The organism is Bacillus sp. FSL K6-0073 (assembly GCF_038006085.1).
Lineage (GTDB): Bacteria > Bacillota > Bacilli > Bacillales > Bacillaceae_G > Bacillus_A > Bacillus_A cereus.
The window spans coordinates 4,635,703-4,657,449 of sequence record NZ_JBBOUN010000001.1; the positions used below are offsets into that span (position 1 = coordinate 4,635,703).

The following is a 21,747-nucleotide window of genomic DNA, read 5'->3' on the forward strand; positions in this document are numbered from 1 at the left end:
CTCCTTCTCTCTTTTACACATAACTTATATCATACCACAAAGTGTTTTTTTCCAAAAAGAAAAAGCGACCTCCTGTAAAGAGCTCCCTTTTAAGTTATATATGATATAACGTTTTTTCTCATATATCGATGCCGTTACAGAGCAATATATGAGAAAAAATGACCTCTTTATAAGAGGTCATTTCCTTCACATTACTTCGCAGATTTAGCTGCTTCTAATGCTGCTTCATAGTTTGGATGGCTTGTACCTTCGCTTACGTACTCTGCGTAAACTACTTTGTCGTTGCTATCTACTACGAATACTGCACGAGCAAGTAAACGAAGCTCTTTCATTACTAAGCCGTAAGCTTCACCGAATGAAAGGTCACGGTGGTCAGAAAGTGTTACAACATTTTCTAAACCGTTTGCTGCACACCAGCGTTTTTGAGCGAATGGTAAATCAGCGCTAATTGTTAATACTTTCGCGTTTTCAATACCTGCTGCATCTTGGTTAAAACGACGTGTTTGTGCATCACAAACACCTGTGTCGATTGAAGGTACAACACTAATTAATTTCACTTCACCTTTGTATGTTTCTAAACTTACTGGAGATAAGTCGTTTGCTAATACTTGGAAGTTTGGCGCTTGATCGCCAACTTTAACTTCTGTTCCAACTAAAGTCATTGGATTACCTTTAAAAGTTACGTTTGCCACTTGAAAATCCTCCCTTATTTAAACAAAATATGTACAATGTAAATGATAGTTTGTCCCTATCGATAATGCAAATAAAATCGCTTTATTTACAAAAAAATTAAAGAAGCTAACCTATTGATTAGCTTCTTTATTCGTTAAATTTGAAATTCAGGATCATCTTCTTTTCGTTTATCCATCATTTCTTTCACTTTATCAACAGCTTGTGGAGCTAATTCAATTATTTTATCGATGACGTGTGTTTGTTTATCTAAGTGCAATACTTTCACACCATCTCCATTTATAACAAGAAAGGCAACAGGATTAATAGAAACTCCTCCACCACTTCCCCCGCCAAATGGATGGCGGCCTGAATGTTCTACTTTACCAAATTCACTTCCACCAGCAGCAAATCCAAAACTTACTTTCGAAACAGTAAGAATTACACTTCCATCTGCCGCTTTAATTGGGTCACCAACAATGGTATTTACATCAGTCATTTGTTTTAAATGCTGCATTGCGGTTGTCATTAAACCTTGAATTGGATGGTCCATTCTATATCCCCCCTATGCTTGAACAGATTTTTCTGTCATACCAGATCTTTGCTTCCTCATAAATATGAGCAATTTCACCGCTGTTTTTATAGTGCGGAATATCCGAAAAGATGCTGTTAACTCACATCTTGACGCAAATCCTTTCCCTTGAAAAACAGGAGTAATTTCAAATTCTGGTACATCGACAATATGCATATATTGTCCGACAACTCCAGCAGCCATACCTTTTGTCCCCCATGCATATCCAGTGACAATTCCAGTACTAGCTGCGTCGCCTGCTCCAATTTGTGTATGCCATTTCCAACCATTGATTTTCACTCGTTTGAGAAAATCTTTAACAATAGTATGAACTTCTTGAAGCTTTTTTATCAGTTCACCAATGCTGTCAAGTTGCGCCATAATTTTATTATCGAGTCCGCCGTCCTCTTCAGCTTTTTCGATTTTCTGTCCTGTCTTTTTCTGCTGTTTTTCAATTCTTTCCAACACATCAAATGTATATCGAATCATCCATATTTTCACTTGAAGCAAACATTGCTTTTCCATTTCTGAATATAAAAATGTCACCTTAAGCTTTATTTTCGACAATAGTATAAACAAAATAAAAAGAAGAAGAATTATTATTCCAATTACGAACCACTTCATACGTATCATCCTTTCACTCCGTACCCATTATCGACAACTTTATTCATCATTAAACAGGGTTCTATAAGATTGAATATAAAAATTTTTCTAAAAATAAAAAGGTATTTTGACAATTTATATCGAAATATATTATTTGAACATATCATCAGGGAACGGACTCTAATGATATGTAGCACGAAAAACAGAAAATTTAACTGCAGTGGAGGGATACATAATGGCAGATCGTCGCAATTTATTTTTCTTTTATGGTGATGACAAAGCAACGCTCGTTGAAAAAATGAAACCAATCTATCGTATTTTAGAAGAGAATGGATTTACCATATTAGATCATCCAAAAAATGCAAACGCTATCGTCAGTGTTGGAGATGATGCAACCTTCTTACAAGCCGTTCGTAAAACTGGTTTTAGAGAAGATTGTTTATACGCAGGGATTTCTACGAAAGATGAAATTTCTTTCTACTGCGATTTCCATATTGATCACGTTGATACAGCCCTTCAAGAAATTACAAAAAATGAAATTGAAGTGCGTAAATATCCAACAATTCAGGTAGATGTAGATGGCAGTACATCTTTCCATTGTTTAAATGAGTTCTCATTACGTTCTAGCATTATTAAAACATTCGTTGTAGATGTTCACGTTGATGATTTATATTTCGAAACTTTTAGAGGGGACGGTTTAGTAGTTTCTACCCCAACAGGAAGTACTGCTTACAATAAATCATTGCATGGTGCAGTTGTTGACCCGCTTATCCCATGTTTCCAAGTAAGCGAACTAGCATCTTTAAACAACAACACTTACCGTACGCTCGGTTCACCTTTCATTTTAAATCACGAACGTACATTAACTTTAAAACTAAGACCAGACGGTAACGATTATCCTGTTATCGGCATGGATAACGAAGCGCTTAGTATTAAACAAGTGGAAAAAGCTGTTGTACGCTTAAGCGATAAACAAATTAAAACAGTTAAATTAAAAAACAACTCTTTCTGGGAAAAAGTACAGAGAACGTTTTTATAGGATTAAAATAACCGCAGAATTATGGAATTCCATAATTCTGCGGTTATTTATTTACCCCGATTGGCGCGGACAATAATCTCTTACTATCCGGCCGTTATTCTTGTCAGTTTTTGTCGGTAAGTCGATATATTCCGATAATCGCTCATATATTTTTACGCATCTTTTCTATAGACAACTTGGCCATCTATTACGGTCATTTCTGCTTGTACTTCTTTTATTTCTTCTGCCTCAATTTCAAACATATTGCGGTCTAATATTGTAAAGTCTGCTTCATATCCTTTTGTAATTTGCCCTCGCTTCGCTTCTTTTCCAATTGCATAGGCACTTCCTGTTGTAAATAAAGAAACAGCCTCATATACCGTTAATCTTTCCTCAGGCATATAGCATACACCGTCAATAAAACTTCTACGTGTAACAGCGCTATATATACCTAGAAACGGATTTACTTGTTCAATGGGGGCATCTGAGCCACCATTACAATGTAGCCCTGCTTCCAGTAATGTCTTCCAAGCATACGCATAACGAAGACGGCGCTCTCCTAGTTTTTCAATGACTGACGGAAAATCTGATGAAAGAAAGACTGGCTGTATATCTATAATGACTTGCAAGTTTTTCATTCTTTCAATTAACTCCTCACGAGCAAGCTGACAATGAATAATGCGGTCACGTAACCCTTTTGCTGGTGGATATAATTCGAGTGCATCAATGACATATTCAAGCGATAAATCACCGATAGTATGAATCGCAACTGGCATATGTAAATCTCGTGCTTTCTTCACTAATTCTGCAAGTTCTTCACGTGAGAAAATCGCAACCCCATTCGTTTCCTTAGCATCTTCATACGGTTCACTTAATAATGCTGTTCTTCCGCCAAAAGAACCGTCAGAAAAAATTTTCATTGCCCCAAATTCAATATAATGTTCATTTTCATATTCTTTTCGTTCATGTGCTACTTCATGGTGAACGAGCAAATGGGCTTTAAATGGCATTTCTTTTATCACATGAGAAAACGCATTATGCGTTTTTCTAAAACCACCATAATAATTTAAATCTTCCGTATGCCCGCCAACAAGTCCGTATTTCCAGCAATCTTTAATCGCTGTTTGCAGAGCTCTTTGTAAATAAGCTTCATCAATTTCTGGCTGAACATGTTTAATTAATTCTTGCCCTTGTTCATATAAAAGTCCTGTTAACTTATTTGATGAATCCCTGCCAATTTTCCCGCCTTTTGGATCTTCTGTCGCTTCTGTTATATTCACTTCTTGCAGTATGTATGAATTCACCCATGTAACGTGACGACAAACTCTCTTTAATAAAATAGGATGGTCTTTCGAAATTTCATCTAAATCACGCGCGTGAACATCTTTCGTATCTGTAAAGTTATTTTCATTCCATCCTTCTCCAATAATCCAAGAGCCCTTTGGAGCTTCTTCCACTCGCTTCTGAACAAGAGCCAGTACTTCGCTATAAGATGTACAATTTGATAAATCTAGACGGAGTAATCTCTCTCCATGCCCAATAAGATGCATATGGCTATCAACGAGACCTGGGATCATTGTTTTTCCTTTTAGGTCATGTAACTTTACGTTTGAATATCTGCTTTCTAATTCTCCCTTATTACCAGCATCAACAATTATGCCGTTTTCAACGTAAACAGCGTCCACTTTTTCATTTTCTTCTCTCATTGTGTAAATGGTGCCGCCATACCAAATTTCTCCCATATATCCCATCTCCTTTATTTTTTATTGTATAAAAAAAAGCACCATTTCAATGAAGTGACCCCTGTCAAGTAGACAGTCTTTAAAAAGCACAATTAAGCAACCTGAGTTCTATATTTATATGGACTCAGGTTATTTAATTTCTTTTGAAATCTTTGATAATTATAAAAGTACATATATTTGCGCACGGCAACTTTCACCTCATCAGCCTTACGGAAAGAGTATAAATGGAAACACTCTGACTTGAAATGACTAAAGAAGTTTTCTATACAAGCATTGTCCCAACAATTTCCCTTTCGTGACATGCTTGCCTTCATTTGATATTTTTTTAGTAATTGGTTATATTGTCGAGATGTATATTGAAACCCTTGATCACTGTGTAAAAGAATTCCTTTTACATTTCGTTTTTTTCTTGCCTTTTTCAGGGTATCTAACACAAGCTTCAAGTCGTTTCTACGGCTGATTTCATAGGCGACAATTTCATGATTGTATAGATCTTTAATCGCGGATAAATATAGTCTCTGTCCATTGAAAATTAAGTAAGTAATGTCTGTTACCCATTTCTCATTCGGTTTGGAAGCTTGAAAATCTCTGTTTAGATGGTTATCTGAAATCACATAGGCTTCTTTCTTTCCGTAATAAGGACGTTTTCTCCTAATAACGGATCTGATACCTAATTCCTTCATAAGTCTCTGTACTCGTTTATGATTAATATGAAGATTATAGGTGATTTTCAACCAAACTTGTATTCTTCTGTAGCCATAAATTCCTTTCAGTTTTTTATAGCACGTTACAATCTTTTTCTTGATTTCAGCATCCTCCAATTGTTTTTCAGAAGGTGCTGAATACCGCTTTACCCATTTGTAATATCCACCTCTGGTTACACCAGCAATCTCGCATAACATGGTAACCGTGTGCCCTGTGTTTATCATCTCATGGATAACTTCAAATTTTTTCGTTTTGGATACAGCTTCCATTCCTCCTTTTACATCTTTAAGAGCTTTTTTAGCATTTCATTTTCCGCTTCTAATCGTTTTATCTTTGCTTCTGGATCTTCTGGCTTCGTTCTTGGTCTGCCTAAACCGGATCCTTTCGCTTTACCACGTTTTTCTTCTAGCCCTTTGATTCCTTCGGCTTCAAAGTGTTTCACCCAACGCCTTACGACCGAGTGATCAATTCCTAATTCCTTGGCAACAGTTTTATAGCCCATTCCTTCTTTTATATATAAATCTACTGCTTTCTTCTTGAATTCCATATCATAAGTTACTCGAATTTTACCCATAGAAAAATCCCCTCCATAGTAAACAGATTAATGTGCTTTCTTTTTTCTGTCTACTATAAGGGGATCATATCACAAAACATGGTGCTTTTCTAAAAATTACTTTTGTTCAGTAGTAGACGTTGTAACTTGCCATTCAATATTAAATTTATCTTTTACTTGTCCGTATGCTGGGCTCCAGAATGTTTCTTGAAGTGGCATGATAACTTCTCCACCTTCTTGTAACTTATCGAATACTTCTTTTGCTTTTTCTGCATTACTAATTTGAATTGCGATTGTTACTTGAGATCCGATTGCATGTCCTTGACCTGGGAATGTATCAGAAATCATAAGATCCGTATTACCAACTTTTAAAGTAGCGTGTAAAACGCGCTCTTTCGCTTCAGCTGGAATCGGGTATTCTGGATTTTCAGGCATGTCACCAAAAGTTTGCATGACTTCTACTTTTGCATCTAAAGCCTCTTTATAAAACTGTACAGCTTCTTGCCCACTACCATCTAAAACTAAGTACGGATTAATCCCTAAAATCATACGGACACCTCTTTTTTAAGTTTATAAAATCGAACTTGTGTTCGTTTTTATATTATCATTGTTTTGCATTTCATTCAACTATTTACTTCACTGTTTTCAAAATTATTTTGACGGAATCTCCATCTCTTGTTTTCTAAGTTCAATACGGCGAATTTTTCCAGAAATCGTTTTTGGTAGTTCATCTACAAATTCAATTTTGCGAGGGTATTTATATGGTGCAGTGAGTTCTTTGACGTGTTGTTGGAGTGTTGGAATTAATGTTTCTTCGTTCTTTTCTATATTCTCTCTTAATACGATAAATGCCTTCACGACACTTCCACGAATTTCATCAGGACTTGCGACAACTGCACATTCTCTTACGTAAGGATGTTTTACAAGTGCATCCTCTACTTCAAACGGCCCGATTGTATAACCAGAGCTAATAATGATATCATCACCGCGCCCTTCAAACCAGAAGTAGCCGTCTTCATCTTTCTTCGCTTTATCACCTGTAATATAATAATCACCGCGGAATTGCATCGCTGTACGTTCATCGTCTTTGTAATATTGTTTAAAGAGGGCCGGCGTTTCAATGTGAACTGCAATATCACCAACTTCGCCTACTTTAACTGGAGTACCTTCCTCATTTATGATATCGACGTGGTTACCTGGCGTTGGTTTCCCCATTGAACCTGGTCTAATATCCATCCCTTTCATTACACCAACAAGTAATGTATTTTCCGTTTGCCCATAGCCGTCTCTCACTGTAATATGAAAGTGCTTTTGGAACGTTCCAATGACTTCTCTATTTAACGGCTCACCTGCTGATACAGCGCTATGTAATGCCTCTAAATTGTACTGGCTTAAATCTTCTACCTTTGCCATTAATCTATACTCAGTCGGTGTACAACAAAGTACATTCACCTTATTATCGTCTAATAAGTTCAGGTACGTTTTCGGTTCAAACTTACCGTGATATACAAACCCTGTTGCCCCTGATCCTAGCGTTGCTAAAAACGGGCTCCAAATCCACTTTTGCCAGCCTGGACTAGCTGTTGCCCATACAATATCATTCTCTTCAATTCCGAGCCAATTTGGAGCGCTCGTACGTAAATGAGCGTATGCCCACGCATGTGTATGAACGACACCTTTTGGATTTCCTGTCGTTCCTGACGTGTAAGATAAAAAGACCATATCTTCTTTATCTGTCTTCGCCATTTCTAACCTGTCACTCTCTGTTTCTAACGCTGTTTTTAAATTAATCCATCCATCTACTGACTGCTCGCTCAGGACAAATTTTCGAAGAGATTCCATCGCTTCTATATCATCAAACTGCCTAATATACGGCTCATAGCTTACTATCGCTTTTACTTCTCCATGTCCAATTCGATATTCTATATCTTTTTTACGTAACATTTCCGAGCTTGGAATTACGACAAATCCTGCTTTAATAGCAGCAATATACGTCATGTACGCTTCAATTAAACGCGGCATCATAATAAGAAGCTTGTCCCCTTTTTGCAAACCACTTTTTATAAAAGCGTTTCCAATTTTATTCGCACCTTGCATTAATTCAGCGTATGTAACTTCCCTTCGATTCCCTTTATCATCTTGCCAAATTAAAGCTAATTTCCCTTTATCACCCGTATATTTCTCTATTTCAGAAACTAAATTATAAGACGGTGGCGCCAACAATTCTTCTCGCTTCATAAAATATCCTCCCTTTTCTTTATGCCTCCTTTATATAATAAAGAATTTTCTGTTAATTTTGAACCCTCTTCTTTTGACAAATTTTTCAGTTCTGTCGAATTACTAAATGAAATTACATCAACTTACCGACAAATAGCAACACAAAAAAGAAAGAGCGGGAGAACCCGCTCTTTCTAAGCCATCATATGGGATTATTTTTGGTAACCGCCTAATTGTTGCTCAGCTAGTGAAACTAGACGTTTAGTGATTTCACCACCAACAGAACCGTTAGCGCGAGCTGTTGCATCAGCTCCAAGTTGAACACCAAACTCTTGAGCGATTTCGTATTTCATTTGGTCTAATGCTGATTCAGCACCAGGAACCGCTAATTTATTTGTGCTACGTGACATGTTATATCACCTCCTTGTGAGTATAGAGTGTGATAAATAACATGACTTCATACACGTTTTAGATATGGTAATTTATGGTTTAGAAAAGTTCTTCAAATTTTTCTTCTTCCGCCACTACTTCTATCGTTTGTAATACCATTGTTTCTTTGCTCGCTACAGCTTCATCGATTAATGGTGTGAAATCGTATTTCGCTTCAAAACGATTTGCTTTTTCACGTTTCGGCTTCGTCGCTGGGCTTGCTGGTGTAAATACAGTACAGCAATCTTCATATGGACGAATTGAAATATCATACGTGCCGATTTCTTCAGCGATTTTAATAATCTCTAATTTATCCATCGTAATAAGCGGACGAATAACTGGGTAGTTTGTTACTTCGTTAATCGTATGCATACTATCTAACGTTTGGCTTGCTACTTGCCCAAGACTTTCACCAGTCGTAATTGCAAGTGCGTTACGCTCCTCAGCAATACGTTCTGTAATACGCATCATCATACGGCGCATAACCGTCATTGAATAGCTAGATGGGATTTCTTTATTAATCGTTTTTTGCACTTCTGTAAACGGAACAAGGTGAAGCGTTACTCGTTTACAATACTTCGTTAACTCTTGCGCTAAATCGATTACTTTTTGTTTTGCACGCTCACTTGTGAAAGGTGGACTATGGAAGTGAACTGCTTCCACAGATACGCCGCGTTTCATCGTTAAGTAAGCTGCTACTGGGCTATCAATACCACCAGAAAGAAGTACCATTACTTTTCCGCCAACACCAACTGGTAAACCGCCAGCTCCCATACGCTCATCACACATAATGTAGCTATAACCACTGCGAATTTCTACACGTACATTTACATCTGGATTATGAACATCTACAGTAATATCTTCTGTATTTTCTAGAATGTGTCCACCAATCTCAGGTAATAATTCCATCGTTCTCATTGGGAAATGCTTATAAGAACGGTGTACAGTAATTTTAAATGTTTTCACATCGCCTTTTACTTGTAAGAAAGCTGCTAATGCACCTTCTTTAATGTCTTCTAATTCTGATGGTACTTTCATCGCTAAGTTAAATTTATGAATGCCAAATACATCTTTCAATCTTTCAGATACCGCTTCATGATCTTCGCCATTTAACTGGATGTACATACGGTCATGTGTTGCATCGATTTTAATATTTGGGAATTTTTTCAGTTTGAACTTCACGTTATCTTTTAATGTGCTTACAAATTTAGAACGGTTCTTACCTTTTGTCGTCATTTCTCCATAACGCACTAAAATATATTCATATTTCAACATAATTTCTTTACCTCATCACTTCATATAATTTTGGCATCGTCTCTTTTACAATACCTTCAAATTGTTTTACTTCTTCCATTGTGTTTTCTGGTGCCAAACTAATACGAATAGCGCTTGCAGCTGCTGCATGCGGCACTCCCATTGACACTAACACTCTGCTCACTTCATTTGCTTTTGAAGAACAAGCAGATTTCGTTGACACATATACACCGTGTTCTTCTAAAGCATGAACGACTACTTCTGGTTTTAAACCAACAAATGATACATTTAAAATGTGCGGTGCTGCATATGCAAGCGACGTGTTAATCGTTACATCTTCCATCTCTTTAAAGAAACGAACAAGCTCTGCTTGTAAACTTTGCAAATGAGCTACCTTTTCTTTCACTTGTTCCATTGTCATGCGAAGTGCTTTCACCATCGCTACAATGCCAGGTAAATTCTCTGTACCAGAGCGATACTTAAGCTCTTGTTGACCACCTGATAAAATCGGATCTAATCTTACGCCATCGCGTACATAAAGAAGACCTGTTCCTTTTACACTGTGGAATTTATGTCCAGATATTGAGCAAAGATCAATATGAGAAGCATATAAATCAAGCGGTACTTTTCCTATCCCTTGTACATGATCTACATGGAATCTTATTTTCGGATGATTCGATAATAACGTTCCAATTTCAGCAACGGGTTGAATTGCTCCGGTTTCGTTGTTCACATGAATAATTGACACAAGAATCGTATCTTCACGAAGCGCTCGTTTCACATCTTCTACCGATACAACACCATGCTCGTTAACCGGTAAATATGTTACATCAAACCCGAGTTCTTCTAATTGCTTATATGCTTCAAACACAGACGCGTGTTCAATATTTGTTGTAATGATATGTTTGCCACGCGAACGATTCCTCATCGCTATCCCTTTAATCGCAAGGTTATTTCCTTCCGTTCCACCTGATGTAAAAATAATTTCAGAAGGTTTAACACGAAGAAGCTGCGCTGCAATCGTTCTTGATTGTGTTAATAGACGCTCTGCCTCTCCTCCAAGCGAATGAATAGAAGAAGGATTACCAAAATATTTCCCAGCAACCGTCACGTACGATTGAAGAGCTTCTGGATATGGCTTCGTCGTCGCACTATTATCAAAATAGATCATCGTTCTTCCCCTTTCAGCGCTATCACATCGTATAATCATATCATAAATACGTGTCATTACGCTAAGACTACGCAAAGGTTCCGTTTTATCTCGATTGGTGAAGGCTAATAATTGGCGAGGATGCCCTCCCATTACAGTTTCACTTTATCCCGCGTTAACGGGCAATAAGACTCTCACCTCAAAATCCAGTTAGAGCAAAGAAGTTAGATGGGAGATTAACTGCCCGTAAATGTCCGATTGGTGAAGGCTAGTAATCAGTGGGGATGAATCCTCCCACCGATTACAGTTTCACTTTATTTTGAAACGAATAACCTTGCTGTATTCCGCTATTCATTATAGCAACATCGCCTGCAAAATTACATAAAAAAACAAACCCTTTTATGAAAGGGTTTGTTCGTTGTCTACATATTCAGCTATTTTTTGAACAACGCCAGGTTCAAGTTGCTCTAACACTGAAGCCGCTTGTTCTAAAGCTGCATCGTATTGGTATTCACGGAATAATTTCTCAGCATAATTTAAACTTTCTGCTAGGTTTTCATCATGACTACGGTAACGGTTACCGTACTGAATTAATTTTTCCACTAAATACGCTTGTCCAATTAACTCTTCTGTCATTTCAGCCACACCGTTCACAGTTGTGTATGCTTCTTCTAAACTGCTATTTACAGCGTTCATATTTAACGGCTTCACTTCTAATTGTTCATATACAGCTTGCATTGCCATTTGCCCTCTTTTTAAATCTTCCATAATACTCTCTGGAAGACCTGGCAAATTCGACTTTTGCATAAAGCGTTTCGTTTCGAAAATAGTATTTCGCATTTCTTGTAACTTCTCACGTGCTTCAAATTCTTCTTTGCGCATCGTTTGCAGCATTTCTTTATATTCTGCATGAAGTACTTTTAACGTTTCACATTGCTCATAAACCTCTTCTAGTTCCTCGCGAATAATAGAGAAGGCAATATCTTGTTCTGCAACGCGTAATTGTAGCATTTCAAAACGTTTCGTTAAAATGTGCATTTGCTTTTCAATTACTTTTTGAGACTCAATGTCTTTATCTTGTAACTGATAGCTTTGTTTCACAAGTTGTGTTTCTGTTTTCGTTTCAATCGTTTCGATGCGCATTTCTTCTAAATCATCATAAACAGAAAGTGTTTTTTGCTCCACATAATGTCTCGCATGTACTTCTTGTTCCAGTTGATCGTAGAAGCCATCTAAACGTGTTTTTAAGTTTTCTACTTTTTCAGCCGCTTCTGTTATATGAAGCTCCTGTATATCCATTAAACATGTTTGTAGTTGTTTCGTCATATCACGAACTTCTTTAGGGACTTCCAAATAATCTAATACATAACCTTGTCTTACCATATCATTGTGTCCGTGTAATAAATCTTCCAGCTGAACTGGTAACGTCGCTTGACACTCTACCAATAAATCTGGAATTTGGTGAATAATGATTTCTAAATCTGCTAAACCTTCTTCCAAACTAATAACAATTTCTCTCGCTTTTAAATAGTCGCCATTGTTTGTCGCTTCTTCAAAGGTTTTAAATTTCTCAGATTCAGCGTCTAGCATCTCTTCGATTTTCTGCTCTGCTGCTCCATACATATGTCTATGAGCAAGAACACTCTTTTTCATACTACGATATGTATCACGTAACCCTTCAATTTCCGAGCTATTTTTCTCATGGCTTTCTAACAATTGCTGTAATTCATTTAAAATGTCCGTAATACGATTATCAGCGTCATCTAAACCACTTATGGATTCGTTCATCGCATGCTTTGCTTTTCGGAAGGAGAATTGCGAGGCGAATTTTCGCGCTTGCGCTAAATCTTTGTCAGCTTTCGGAAGGGTTGTTGATACAATTTCATCCCATTCTTCACGCCATTTACCAAACAGTTCTTCTGTTTGACCCGTCATGTTTAAATCTTTTACCCGTTTTAGTTCATCTGCCACAGGTTTATCTTTTATCTCTTGTTTCCACTGCTCCAGTGCTTCAATATCTTTATATGAACGATTTCTTATCACAAGCTCTATCATGAGCAGCACTAGAATAGAGCTTACTACAATGATAACGATCGTCAGGATAGAATCCATGCAAAAAAGCCTCCTAGTTATATCTCTTTTTTTGTCCGTTCCGTTTATGAAATGGAAGGCATTATGTATAAAAAGGGAATTCCCCTATATTTAACAACTAACAATGTACTAATCATACCATGTAATGGTTTGTTTTTGACCTAGTTTTTTTAAAAATTTCATGTTCCTTTCAATGTGATTGTAATCTTTCTCAATATTCCGCCTACGTCACTACCTATCCTCAAATGATTGTAATAACAAACAATCTTTCGTATGGGATACGAAATAAATTTTCCGCATGAGTGGTGGTTCAACAGAAATTACATGTACATTTCCTTGCCTTACAGACTGCTCTACTGCCCTTTCTGGAAGTAACGTGATACCAAGGCCAGCTTTTACCATTGCAAGCATCGGTTCTGCGTAAGATGTTTCCACAGCTATAGTTGGTTTTACACCTATTTCATGAAACATGTTCATAATCATTTTCCTTACATCACATATTTCTGGATATACAATTAATTTTTCATTGTGCAGCTCTTCTATTTGAATGACTATCTTCTCTTTGTACGGATGATTATTTGAAACGGCACAAACAATTTTCTCTTGTTGCACTTCTTTTATATACGTAGCACCTTCTACTACTGAATCGATGAACATCGCGTCAATCTCCCGCGCTTTAAATAACTCTCTTAATACTTCCGTATGTCCGATTTGCCATTCCACTTCGAACTCATCACCTAATATATCTTTACATTCTGATATGTAATACTCCGCTAAACTCGGTAGTATACCAATTGAAAACTTCCGGTTCTCTTGATACCCCCTCATTTCTGTTTTCACTTCATTTATTTGCTCCAAAATTGGTAACATTCTTTTTATAAATAACTCTCCTGCCTCCGTTAACTCTACTCCTTGCGCAGAACGTTTAAGTAAAGTAACCTCTAAATCCGCTTCTAACTTTTGAATTTGTTTACTAAGCGCTGGTTGAGATATATGTAAAATCTTACTTGCCTTTGATAAACTTCGCGTATGCTTCACTTCAATAAACGATCGTACTGCCTCCAAATCCATTGTACACACCTCTAACAAAAAGTTATAACCGTTATAAGAAATCGATATTTCCTCCTATAAACAATTACTCTTTATACTTATTTCATCAACTTACTATAACGAAATGTAAAGGGGAAAGATACTCTTGAACAAAAAACAAATGCTACTCGGATCCTTTCTATGCTTACTCGCCGTCACTGCCTGGGGATTTATGTTTCCTGTAATGGCAAATGCTCTGCAATTTATCGATCCATTCTTCTTCACAACGCTTCGCTATGGATCAGCAGCTATTATTTTTCTTATTTTGCTATTAATTACTGAAGGAAAGACTTCACTCCGCTTAGAAAAAAGAACACTTTCTCTATTCTTTTACGGGACAGTCGGTTTCGCGGGGTATGGTTTTCTCGTTTTCTACGGACAACAACTTGCTGGACCTTCCGGAGCAATCCATGCAGCTATGATTCAATCCCTTATGCCACTGATTGCCTTATCACTGCAATGGATAACGAAAAATCGCCGCCCACAAAACTATACATTCCTTTGTATGTTCGTTGCATTACTTGGTGTTATGCTTGTCATTTCAAAAGGAAATATTGAATTATTATTTGGAGCTGCAAGCCACTTATCGACAAATATATTGATGCTATGCGGCGTTACTTGCTGGGTCATTTATACAAACGGGGGTGCTCGTTTTCAATCTTGGTCACCACTTAGGTACACGACATTAACTTGTTTATTTGGCTCCATTTCACTCATCGTTATTGTTACTTTCTTAACGTACACAAATATAGTTACTATACCGTCACTGCGTACAGTTGTGAGCGTTCGTTTTGAGCTCTTTTATATGTCGATTATCGCAGGCGTTATCGCTGTATTTTGCTGGAATATGGGAAATCGCTATATTTCATCTATTAACGGCATATTATTTATGAATTTAGTTCCTATCCTTGCACTAATCGGTTCTATCTTTCGAGGTTATACAGTGGATAAAATTGAAATCGCTGGAGCTGCATTAACAATTATCGCGCTATTATGTAACAATTTATGGCAAAGAAAAGTAAACATAAAAATCCCCACCTCAGTTCGTTAGGTGGGGATTCTTCACATATGAACAGCTCTTGGCCATTCATGGTACATATTCGCTTTACATAATGCTTGTTCCATCCATTGCTCAATCTCTTTCGTATACATTTCTATGAAAAATGTCTCAGACGGGAAAGAATGGAGTACTTCTGATATATATTGTGGATATAAAAACGGCATACTTATCATACCTTTTAATTGCGTCATAAACATTGTAAATGATACTTTCTGAAATTCTTGTTTCATTTGTCCTTGTCTAATCATTTGTTCTATATAATATCTTTCTTTAGAAAAATAAACGGTCATCACTTCACGAATTAATGTCGTATCAAGCGAAAGCTCTCGGTAGAAGAAACGTGTTAGTTCTCTATTTTCAAATTGATATCGTAAAATCCCGCGCACCATTTGCACCATTACATCTTTAGCCGACAAATACTCTCTCTGTTCAAACGACATTTCAATCACATGAATATATCCTTCTAAAAAATCAGTAATAAGCTGTTCTAATAAACCTTGCTTCCCAGCAAAATAATATGAAATATTCGCTACATTCACATCCGCTCGCTTTGCAATGTCTCGCACTGACGTTCCATCATAACCTTTCGTATTAAACAACGATATTGCCGCATCAATTACTTTTTGTTTCGTCTGCTTCATGCGCTCACTTCCCTTCACTGAACAGCTATAGTTTAAATTTCTTGACTTTTAAGACAAATTCCTTTAATTTTCTATCGACAAAGTCATGTGAAATACATCGTATTTTGCTAATATTTTACACATCTCGATAAAAAAGGAGCTGTTTCCATGTTTACTAAAGAAAGTTATGCAGGATCTCGCGTGCAGCAATATGAGACAGTAATTAAACAACTGGATGCGTTATTAACTGGCGAATCAAACGTAGTCGCAAACTTATCAAATGCGTCCGCATTATTAAACCAATTTTTAGATCGCGTTAATTGGGTTGGCTTTTACGTAACAGAAGGAACTCAGCTTGTTCTTGGACCATTCCAAGGAATGCCTGCTTGCGTGCGCATTCCATTTGGACGAGGCGTTTGCGGCGTTGCAGCTGAAACGAAAACAACGCAGCTTGTAGCAGACGTTCACCAATTCCCAGGTCACATCGCTTGCGATAGTGCTTCTAATTCAGAAATCGTTGTACCGATTGTGAAAGAAGGAGCTGTCATTGGTGTACTTGACATTGATAGTCCTGAAAAGAATCGTTTCGATGAAGTAGATCAGCGCTATTTAGAAAAGTTTGTGGAAACACTCCTAAAACATATGTAAAAAGAAAAGAGCGAGTTATCGATTTAGTACGTCCTGTACAAAACCGATAGCTCACTCTTTTTTATTGATTAACAGTAGATATTTTCTTTAATGCCTGCTCTAAATCAGAAACGATATCCTCCCACGATTCTAAACCGACTGATAAGCGTATTAAATTATCGAAAATGCCCATTTCTTTTCTTAGTTCAGCTGGAATCGCAGCGTGCGTCATCGTTGCTGGATGCTGAATTAACGTTTCTGTATCTCCTAAACTCACCGCAATTGTAATAAAGTGAAGATCATTAATAAACGCTTGCGTCTCTTCTTTTCCGCCTTTTACTGAAAAAGAAATAACACCGCCCCCGCGTTTCATTTGACGAGATGCTAACTCCCCTTCTGGATACCAAACACCTTCTACCGCATCATGTTTTCTTAAGAACGATACAATTTTTTCTGCATTATCACAATGACGATCCATTCTTACTGCTAACGTCTTTAACCCGCGTAATAATAACCACGCATCAAACGGTGCCATAATACCGCCGATATCCTTTCGCATCGGGCGAATCTTTTCAGCTAATGCTTTCGTTTTACAAATTGTTACGCCCGCTACAACGTCACCGTGACCACCAATATATTTTGTCGCACTATGCACAACAGCGTCACAGCCAAGCTCAAGCGGTCTTTGTAAATAAGGTGAACAAAATGTATTATCAACAATAACAAGTAAGCCATTTCGCTTTGCAACCCGAATCACTTGTTTTAAATCAATTAATTTCATTGTCGGATTAATCGGTGTTTCAACGAAAATAAGCTTTGTATTTGGGCGAATTTTATTTTCAATATCAACCTCTGTCTCCATATCACAAAACGAATGCGTAATCATAAATTTTTCTTCTAACACTTCTAAAAAACCGTACGTGCATCCATATAATCCATTTGAACAAATAATATGATCTCCAGCTTTTAGAAAACCGATTAACGTTGCTGAAATAGCTGCCATACCAGATCCGAAGGCAAGTGCTTCTTCTCCTCCTTCTAACAACGCCATACGTTCTTCAAATAATTTCACAGTTGGATTTCCAAGCCGTGAGTAAATATAAGATGGATCCACTCCCGCAAAACTCGCCTCTCCTTGCTGCGCAGTCTCAAATGTAAATGTAGAAGTTTGAAATAAAGGTGGTGTTAAACTTCCTTTATGTTCCTCAGGTGTATAACCGTGGTGAATTAACGCTGTCTCCATATGCTTCTTTTTCATAAAAACATCCCCCTTATGTTTTTATTGCCGCATATTCATCCATAAAAATTTGATGAACGTTTTCCTTCATTTTATGTAAGCGTTTTATTTGTGTTTCTATCTCTTCTTCTATATTGTTTTAAATTCCTTCTTATATTAATTTCCAAAATTTTTATGCATAAAACAAAAACGTACTCGCTTGACGAAACTCTGGGTAAAAGATATAATAGCGTTTGTGTAAAATAAAAAGGCAGCCTTGTAATGTGAGTTTATCGTTTGTATTTTGTTCCTCTACGGAGGTGTATCTCGTAACTCCCTGCTGCTGGAGCGAAGGTACATGAAAACAAAATGCCCGTAAATATCGATTACGTCTGTTTTTATTTTACGTAAATAAAAACATTTTTAAAGGAGGAGTCAACTATGGCTCGTTATACAGGTCCAGCTTGGAAACTGTCTCGTCGTCTTGGAATCTCTCTAAGCGGCACAGGAAAAGAATTAGAAAAACGCCCTTACGCACCAGGTCCTCACGGTCCTAACCAACGTAAGAAACTTTCAGAATACGGTTTACAATTACAAGAGAAACAAAAACTTCGTCACATGTACGGCATGACTGAGCGTCAATTCCGTCGCACATTTGACCAAGCAGGTAAAATGCCTGGTAAGCACGGCGAAAACTTCATGATCCTTCTTGAAGCTCGTCTTGACAACTTAGTTTACCGTATGGGCTTAGCTCGCACTCGTCGTGCAGCTCGCCAATTAGTAAACCACGGTCACATCATGGTTGATGGCGCTCGCGTAGATATCCCATCTTACCGTGTAAAACCTGGTCAAACTATCAGCGTTCGCGAAAAATCTAACAGCCTTGTTGTTGTTAAAGAAGCGATCGAAGTTAACAACTTCGTACCAGAATACTTAACTTTCGATGCTGACAAATTAGAAGCTACTTACACTCGTCACGCTGAGCGTTCTGAGTTACCAGCTGAAATCAACGAAGCATTAATCGTAGAGTTCTACTCTCGTTAATCTCGGTACTCTGCAAAGAGTCGTATTAAAAGCCTTAGGAACCTTGTTTATCAAGGGGCCTGGGCTTTTTTTATTAAATATAGCCTGTATATGTATAAAAACGGAACAATGTAACAAAATAAAACTTAGCCCTCTCTCTAAAATTTCATCCATTTTTATCCACATTAATAAAAACCTACCCCATAATTCATTTTTCTTTGCTGTACTCTCCTTTTGTTAACATTATTTTTACAACGTATTTATTTGTACATAATCTATACCTTCCCTTTTTCTATTCACATTCAACTTAAAAACCTCTTCATCACCCGAGCATCTGAATAAGATTAAAAAAACTTAATGAACAAGTATCTCTTTAACTGTCAAATTATTAGAATATTCGATTTACAACCCCTTCCTTAAATTGGTATTATTTTCTTGTAAGGGGAGGGAAAGTTCATGTCTTTAAATATGTATCTCGGTGAAGTACAAGCTCAAACAGAAAGTATGAACTCTTTATGTAACGCTACTATTCAAGGTATGGAACAAATTATTCATTCTATTGACGCTTTTGCATTGGATACTGTTCTACAAGGGCAAACATATAGCAGTGCAAAAGCATATTTCTTACAAACCTTTCGTCCGTTAGCACAAGGAATCATTTACTTATGCGAAGAATTAATCCTTCAAAATGATGCCTTTCCAAGAGACTTTCAATCACAGGTAGCTTCTACAGATGTTATCGAACAGGAGATAATAGAACAAATTCGAGAAATCGATCGAATGATAGCAAGTACAGAAGCGCTCAACCAAACTATGTCGATCCCAGGTATGGACGCTATGGTAAATCTTTTTACTGTCATGAGGCAAAAACTGCAAGAAAAATTAGAACATCTATATGAATTTAATTATACTTCTAGTAATAATTATGATACTGCACTCCAACTAGCCGCTAGCATTGCGACAGGTTTGGCGGAAGTACAAAGCGGAAAAGGTTTTAGTCCCGTCAGTGGTACATTTAGTACACAAGGGTTGAATATGGAATGGATAACCTCTATTCAAAAAATTGCAGAGGAAAGAGTTCAAGAAGCCGAAATAAAAAAAGAAATTGAAGAAAAAATGGCTTTGCAGGAACAAGAAGCTAATAGACCGTGGTACCAAAAAACAGCTATTGGCGCTTGGGAACTCTTCCAAGGAATTTGTAATTCAGCTGCTGAAAACTTTACAGGCGTGGAATTACCAATGGGCAATGAATTAGAAAACAAAACAACCTTTCAAGCCGGAAATCTTGTGGGTAATTTTGTATCAGGGGTAGGATCTATTTTTGAAATTTTGGGCGGTATAGCTATTGTAACAGGATCAAATGTTGGAACCGTATTGTTAGAAGGAGTAACTTTCGGGGCAGCATCACCAATTGTTATCCCAGCTGATTTAGCTCTTACAACCGCTGGAGCAGGTGTTGCTACACATGGTACATTTGTATGGTATAATACCGTTCAAAATAGTATTGATACTTTGCAAAGGTTTCAGTCTTCTTCTGGAGGTTCCTCTAAAAATCTTTTAAAAGATGGTAAGTTTGTCGAATCTGATTTAGAATTAAAATATGCGGAATATTGCGTTAGAAAAGCAAAAGACGGTAAAATACCTAAAGATAGATTGAACTGGAAAGAAGCAAGTGATTATTGGACAAAAGATTCACCTATGGCAAGAGGAAATAAGTTTAATAAAACTGCAGAAAAAAATAGATGGTATCCAAATAATGAGGTCCATTTAAGTAATGGTAAAAGATTAGATTCATATGACCCATTTGAAAGAGAAATAATTTCTAGAAAAGCAACAGATTTAGAGGATATCGATATTAAAACTTTTGAAAAACATTTGAAAGAAATGAAAACTAAGTATGCAGTTGGCACTAAAATTCGTTCAAATAAATACGACGAAATAGACGGCACTGAACTACAAGGAAAACAAATATTAGAGATTCCAGCATCTAATAAAAATTTCAAAAAAATAGATGAATATATAAAATTGGCGAAAAACAAATATGACATTAATATTAGATTTAGGGAGGAATAAAAAATGGCATATGCATTGAAACCTGAAATACAAGAAGTATTTGAGAAAATTGATTTTTTAACGAGATATAGAGAGCTATCTGAAAATTTTTCATCAAATAGTGAAAGTTCGTTTGAAAACTATGAAAACGAAAAAGCTATTGAAATATTTGAATCCCTTGGTTATAAAGCTCGTTTTATGAAAAAGGAAAACTTTTTTATTGTTGGTGAAGTAAAGAACAAGGATTTCTATACTTTCAGATTCAATATCAGCTTAAAATATGGGCTTGTTGAGTTCATTTGGTCTGCAAGGTATAATGGTGAAGTTAGAGTTGGGAATTCATGGGATATGTTTGTAAAAGTATTATCCAATGGTTCTGAAAGATTGCCGGCAGTATGCTTCCACAGTTACGATGAACTCAAAGAAATCATGAAAATTGCCTTTGAAATGTACGAAGATTTCAAGCGAGAATTAATTCCTATTTATTCATAATTTCACCTTAAAAATACATGAAGTAATGACTAAAAAACAAGGACAGACTTAAGGTTTTAGGAGAATTAATTATGAACTTAAAATTAAAACCTGAAATAGAAACAGCACTAAAAAAAATTGACTTTGTTAATAGATACACAGAACTTTCTTCTTTTTCGAGAGAAAATTATGATGCCGAAGAAATCATTCCTAATCCCAATATTGAAGAAATTCAACAAATACTTGAAAATCTAGGTTATAAATCAGTTTATGATAAAAAAGAAAACTTTTTAAAAGTTGGAGAACTAGGTGATAAAAAAGAAAATTTATTTTATTTTAATATTGGTATTAAAGTAAACGTTCTGGATTTTACTTGGGTAGTTTATCATAATGATGAACTAAGATTAGGTAGTCCATGGAGTCTATATTCAAGACTTTTAATTTCTCCAGATACTAGAATTAAGCCCGTACTATTTAGCGATTATGACAGCTTAGAAAAAATTTTAAAAATTGCTTTAGGTATGTATGAAGATTTTAAACAAGAATTAATTCCTATCTATTCATAATTTTATATATAAGAAAGGCAA

Annotated in this window: 22 protein-coding genes; 7 read left to right on the forward strand and 15 right to left on the reverse strand. The window is 36.6% G+C overall.

Translation table 11 applies throughout. The features are described from left to right. Positions 1-191: 191 nt before the first annotated feature. The 3 genes from tpx to MHB52_RS23985 all read right to left on the reverse strand — a co-directional run bounded on the left by tpx (position 192) and on the right by MHB52_RS23985 (position 1,873). The gene (gene tpx / locus MHB52_RS23975; RefSeq protein WP_000024525.1) at positions 192-692 is read right to left on the reverse strand and encodes a thiol peroxidase; all 501 of its coding nucleotides are present in this window, start codon (positions 690-692) and stop codon (positions 192-194) included. A 134-nt stretch (positions 693-826) separates the two neighbouring features. Next, positions 827-1,222, reverse strand: coding sequence for a GerW family sporulation protein (gene ytfJ, locus MHB52_RS23980; RefSeq protein ID WP_000350003.1), 396 nt, complete (start codon positions 1,220-1,222; stop codon positions 827-829). A 12-nt stretch (positions 1,223-1,234) separates the two neighbouring features. Then, positions 1,235-1,873 (reverse strand): DUF2953 domain-containing protein, encoded by a 639-nt coding sequence (locus tag MHB52_RS23985; RefSeq protein WP_002098024.1) that lies wholly within the window; start codon positions 1,871-1,873, stop codon positions 1,235-1,237. A 205-nt stretch (positions 1,874-2,078) separates the two neighbouring features. Between MHB52_RS23985 and MHB52_RS23990 the strand changes: the two genes are divergently transcribed. Further along, positions 2,079-2,882: an NAD kinase gene (locus MHB52_RS23990; RefSeq protein ID WP_000785177.1), complete on the forward strand. Its 804-nt coding sequence runs from the start codon at positions 2,079-2,081 to the stop codon at positions 2,880-2,882. A 152-nt stretch (positions 2,883-3,034) separates the two neighbouring features. On the opposite strand, the gene MHB52_RS23995 is transcribed toward MHB52_RS23990, so the two are convergent. The 10 genes from MHB52_RS23995 to MHB52_RS24040 form a co-directional block, all read right to left on the reverse strand. Then, positions 3,035-4,603: an amidohydrolase gene (locus tag MHB52_RS23995; protein WP_016118719.1), complete on the reverse strand. Its 1,569-nt coding sequence runs from the start codon at positions 4,601-4,603 to the stop codon at positions 3,035-3,037. A gap of 92 nt (positions 4,604-4,695) precedes the next feature. Further along, positions 4,696-5,577 carry an IS3 family transposase gene (locus MHB52_RS24000; RefSeq protein WP_061663695.1) on the reverse strand — a complete coding sequence of 294 codons (882 nt, stop codon included), beginning with the start codon at positions 5,575-5,577 and terminating at the stop codon, positions 4,696-4,698. 8 nt (positions 5,578-5,585) lie between these two features. Beyond that, entirely contained in the window at positions 5,586-5,882 is a 297-nt protein-coding gene (locus tag MHB52_RS24005; protein WP_046955285.1) for a transposase, read from the reverse strand. A gap of 96 nt (positions 5,883-5,978) precedes the next feature. Continuing rightward, positions 5,979-6,410 (reverse strand): VOC family protein, encoded by a 432-nt coding sequence (locus MHB52_RS24010; protein ID WP_000600350.1) that lies wholly within the window; start codon positions 6,408-6,410, stop codon positions 5,979-5,981. Positions 6,411-6,512: 102 nt separating this feature from the next. Further along, on the reverse strand, positions 6,513-8,099 hold the full coding sequence (gene mbcS / locus MHB52_RS24015) for an acyl-CoA synthetase MbcS (protein ID WP_044796462.1): 1,587 nt from the start codon (positions 8,097-8,099) through the stop codon (positions 6,513-6,515). A gap of 191 nt (positions 8,100-8,290) precedes the next feature. After that, positions 8,291-8,488 (reverse strand): alpha/beta-type small acid-soluble spore protein, encoded by a 198-nt coding sequence (locus tag MHB52_RS24020; protein WP_000091640.1) that lies wholly within the window; start codon positions 8,486-8,488, stop codon positions 8,291-8,293. Between the two features lie 79 nt (positions 8,489-8,567). Further along, positions 8,568-9,782, reverse strand: coding sequence for a tRNA uracil 4-sulfurtransferase ThiI (gene thiI, locus MHB52_RS24025; RefSeq protein ID WP_061663959.1), 1,215 nt, complete (start codon positions 9,780-9,782; stop codon positions 8,568-8,570). Between the two features lie 7 nt (positions 9,783-9,789). Then, positions 9,790-10,932, reverse strand: coding sequence for a cysteine desulfurase family protein (locus MHB52_RS24030; RefSeq protein WP_000638992.1), 1,143 nt, complete (start codon positions 10,930-10,932; stop codon positions 9,790-9,792). A gap of 378 nt (positions 10,933-11,310) precedes the next feature. Continuing rightward, positions 11,311-13,023, reverse strand: a complete 1,713-nt coding sequence (gene ezrA / locus MHB52_RS24035; protein ID WP_000377305.1) for a septation ring formation regulator EzrA — start codon at positions 13,021-13,023, stop codon at positions 11,311-11,313. Positions 13,024-13,233: 210 nt separating this feature from the next. Next, on the reverse strand, positions 13,234-14,073 hold the full coding sequence (locus MHB52_RS24040) for a LysR family transcriptional regulator (protein WP_000362536.1): 840 nt from the start codon (positions 14,071-14,073) through the stop codon (positions 13,234-13,236). A gap of 124 nt (positions 14,074-14,197) precedes the next feature. Here MHB52_RS24040 and MHB52_RS24045 point away from each other — a divergent pair, with 124 nt between their 5' ends. After that, the gene (locus tag MHB52_RS24045; protein WP_001986680.1) at positions 14,198-15,142 is read left to right on the forward strand and encodes a DMT family transporter; all 945 of its coding nucleotides are present in this window, start codon (positions 14,198-14,200) and stop codon (positions 15,140-15,142) included. Positions 15,143-15,153: 11 nt separating this feature from the next. On the opposite strand, the gene refZ is transcribed toward MHB52_RS24045, so the two are convergent. Beyond that, positions 15,154-15,792: a forespore capture DNA-binding protein RefZ gene (gene refZ, locus MHB52_RS24050; RefSeq protein ID WP_000814923.1), complete on the reverse strand. Its 639-nt coding sequence runs from the start codon at positions 15,790-15,792 to the stop codon at positions 15,154-15,156. A 147-nt stretch (positions 15,793-15,939) separates the two neighbouring features. Between refZ and MHB52_RS24055 the strand changes: the two genes are divergently transcribed. Then, on the forward strand, positions 15,940-16,419 hold the full coding sequence (locus MHB52_RS24055; protein WP_000494342.1) for a GAF domain-containing protein: 480 nt from the start codon (positions 15,940-15,942) through the stop codon (positions 16,417-16,419). Between the two features lie 61 nt (positions 16,420-16,480). Here MHB52_RS24055 and megL read toward each other — a convergent pair whose 3' ends face one another. Next, a complete protein-coding gene (gene megL / locus MHB52_RS24060; protein WP_000726564.1) occupies positions 16,481-17,656 on the reverse strand; it encodes a methionine gamma-lyase in 1,176 nt (391 codons plus the stop codon). Positions 17,657-18,055: 399 nt separating this feature from the next. On the opposite strand from megL, the gene rpsD reads away from it, so the two are divergent. The 4 genes from rpsD (at position 18,056) to MHB52_RS24080 (ending at position 21,726) form a co-directional block, all read left to right on the forward strand. Next, on the forward strand, positions 18,056-18,658 hold the full coding sequence (gene rpsD / locus MHB52_RS24065) for a 30S ribosomal protein S4 (protein WP_000135317.1): 603 nt from the start codon (positions 18,056-18,058) through the stop codon (positions 18,656-18,658). Positions 18,659-19,093: 435 nt separating this feature from the next. Beyond that, entirely contained in the window at positions 19,094-20,710 is a 1,617-nt protein-coding gene (locus MHB52_RS36850) for a T7SS effector LXG polymorphic toxin (RefSeq protein ID WP_061663958.1), read from the forward strand. Positions 20,711-20,713: 3 nt separating this feature from the next. Continuing rightward, positions 20,714-21,181 carry a hypothetical protein gene (locus MHB52_RS24075; RefSeq protein ID WP_000312675.1) on the forward strand — a complete coding sequence of 156 codons (468 nt, stop codon included), beginning with the start codon at positions 20,714-20,716 and terminating at the stop codon, positions 21,179-21,181. Positions 21,182-21,252: 71 nt separating this feature from the next. Beyond that, the gene (locus MHB52_RS24080) at positions 21,253-21,726 is read left to right on the forward strand and encodes a hypothetical protein (protein ID WP_016118724.1); all 474 of its coding nucleotides are present in this window, start codon (positions 21,253-21,255) and stop codon (positions 21,724-21,726) included. The last annotated feature ends 21 nt before the right edge of the window (positions 21,727-21,747 follow it).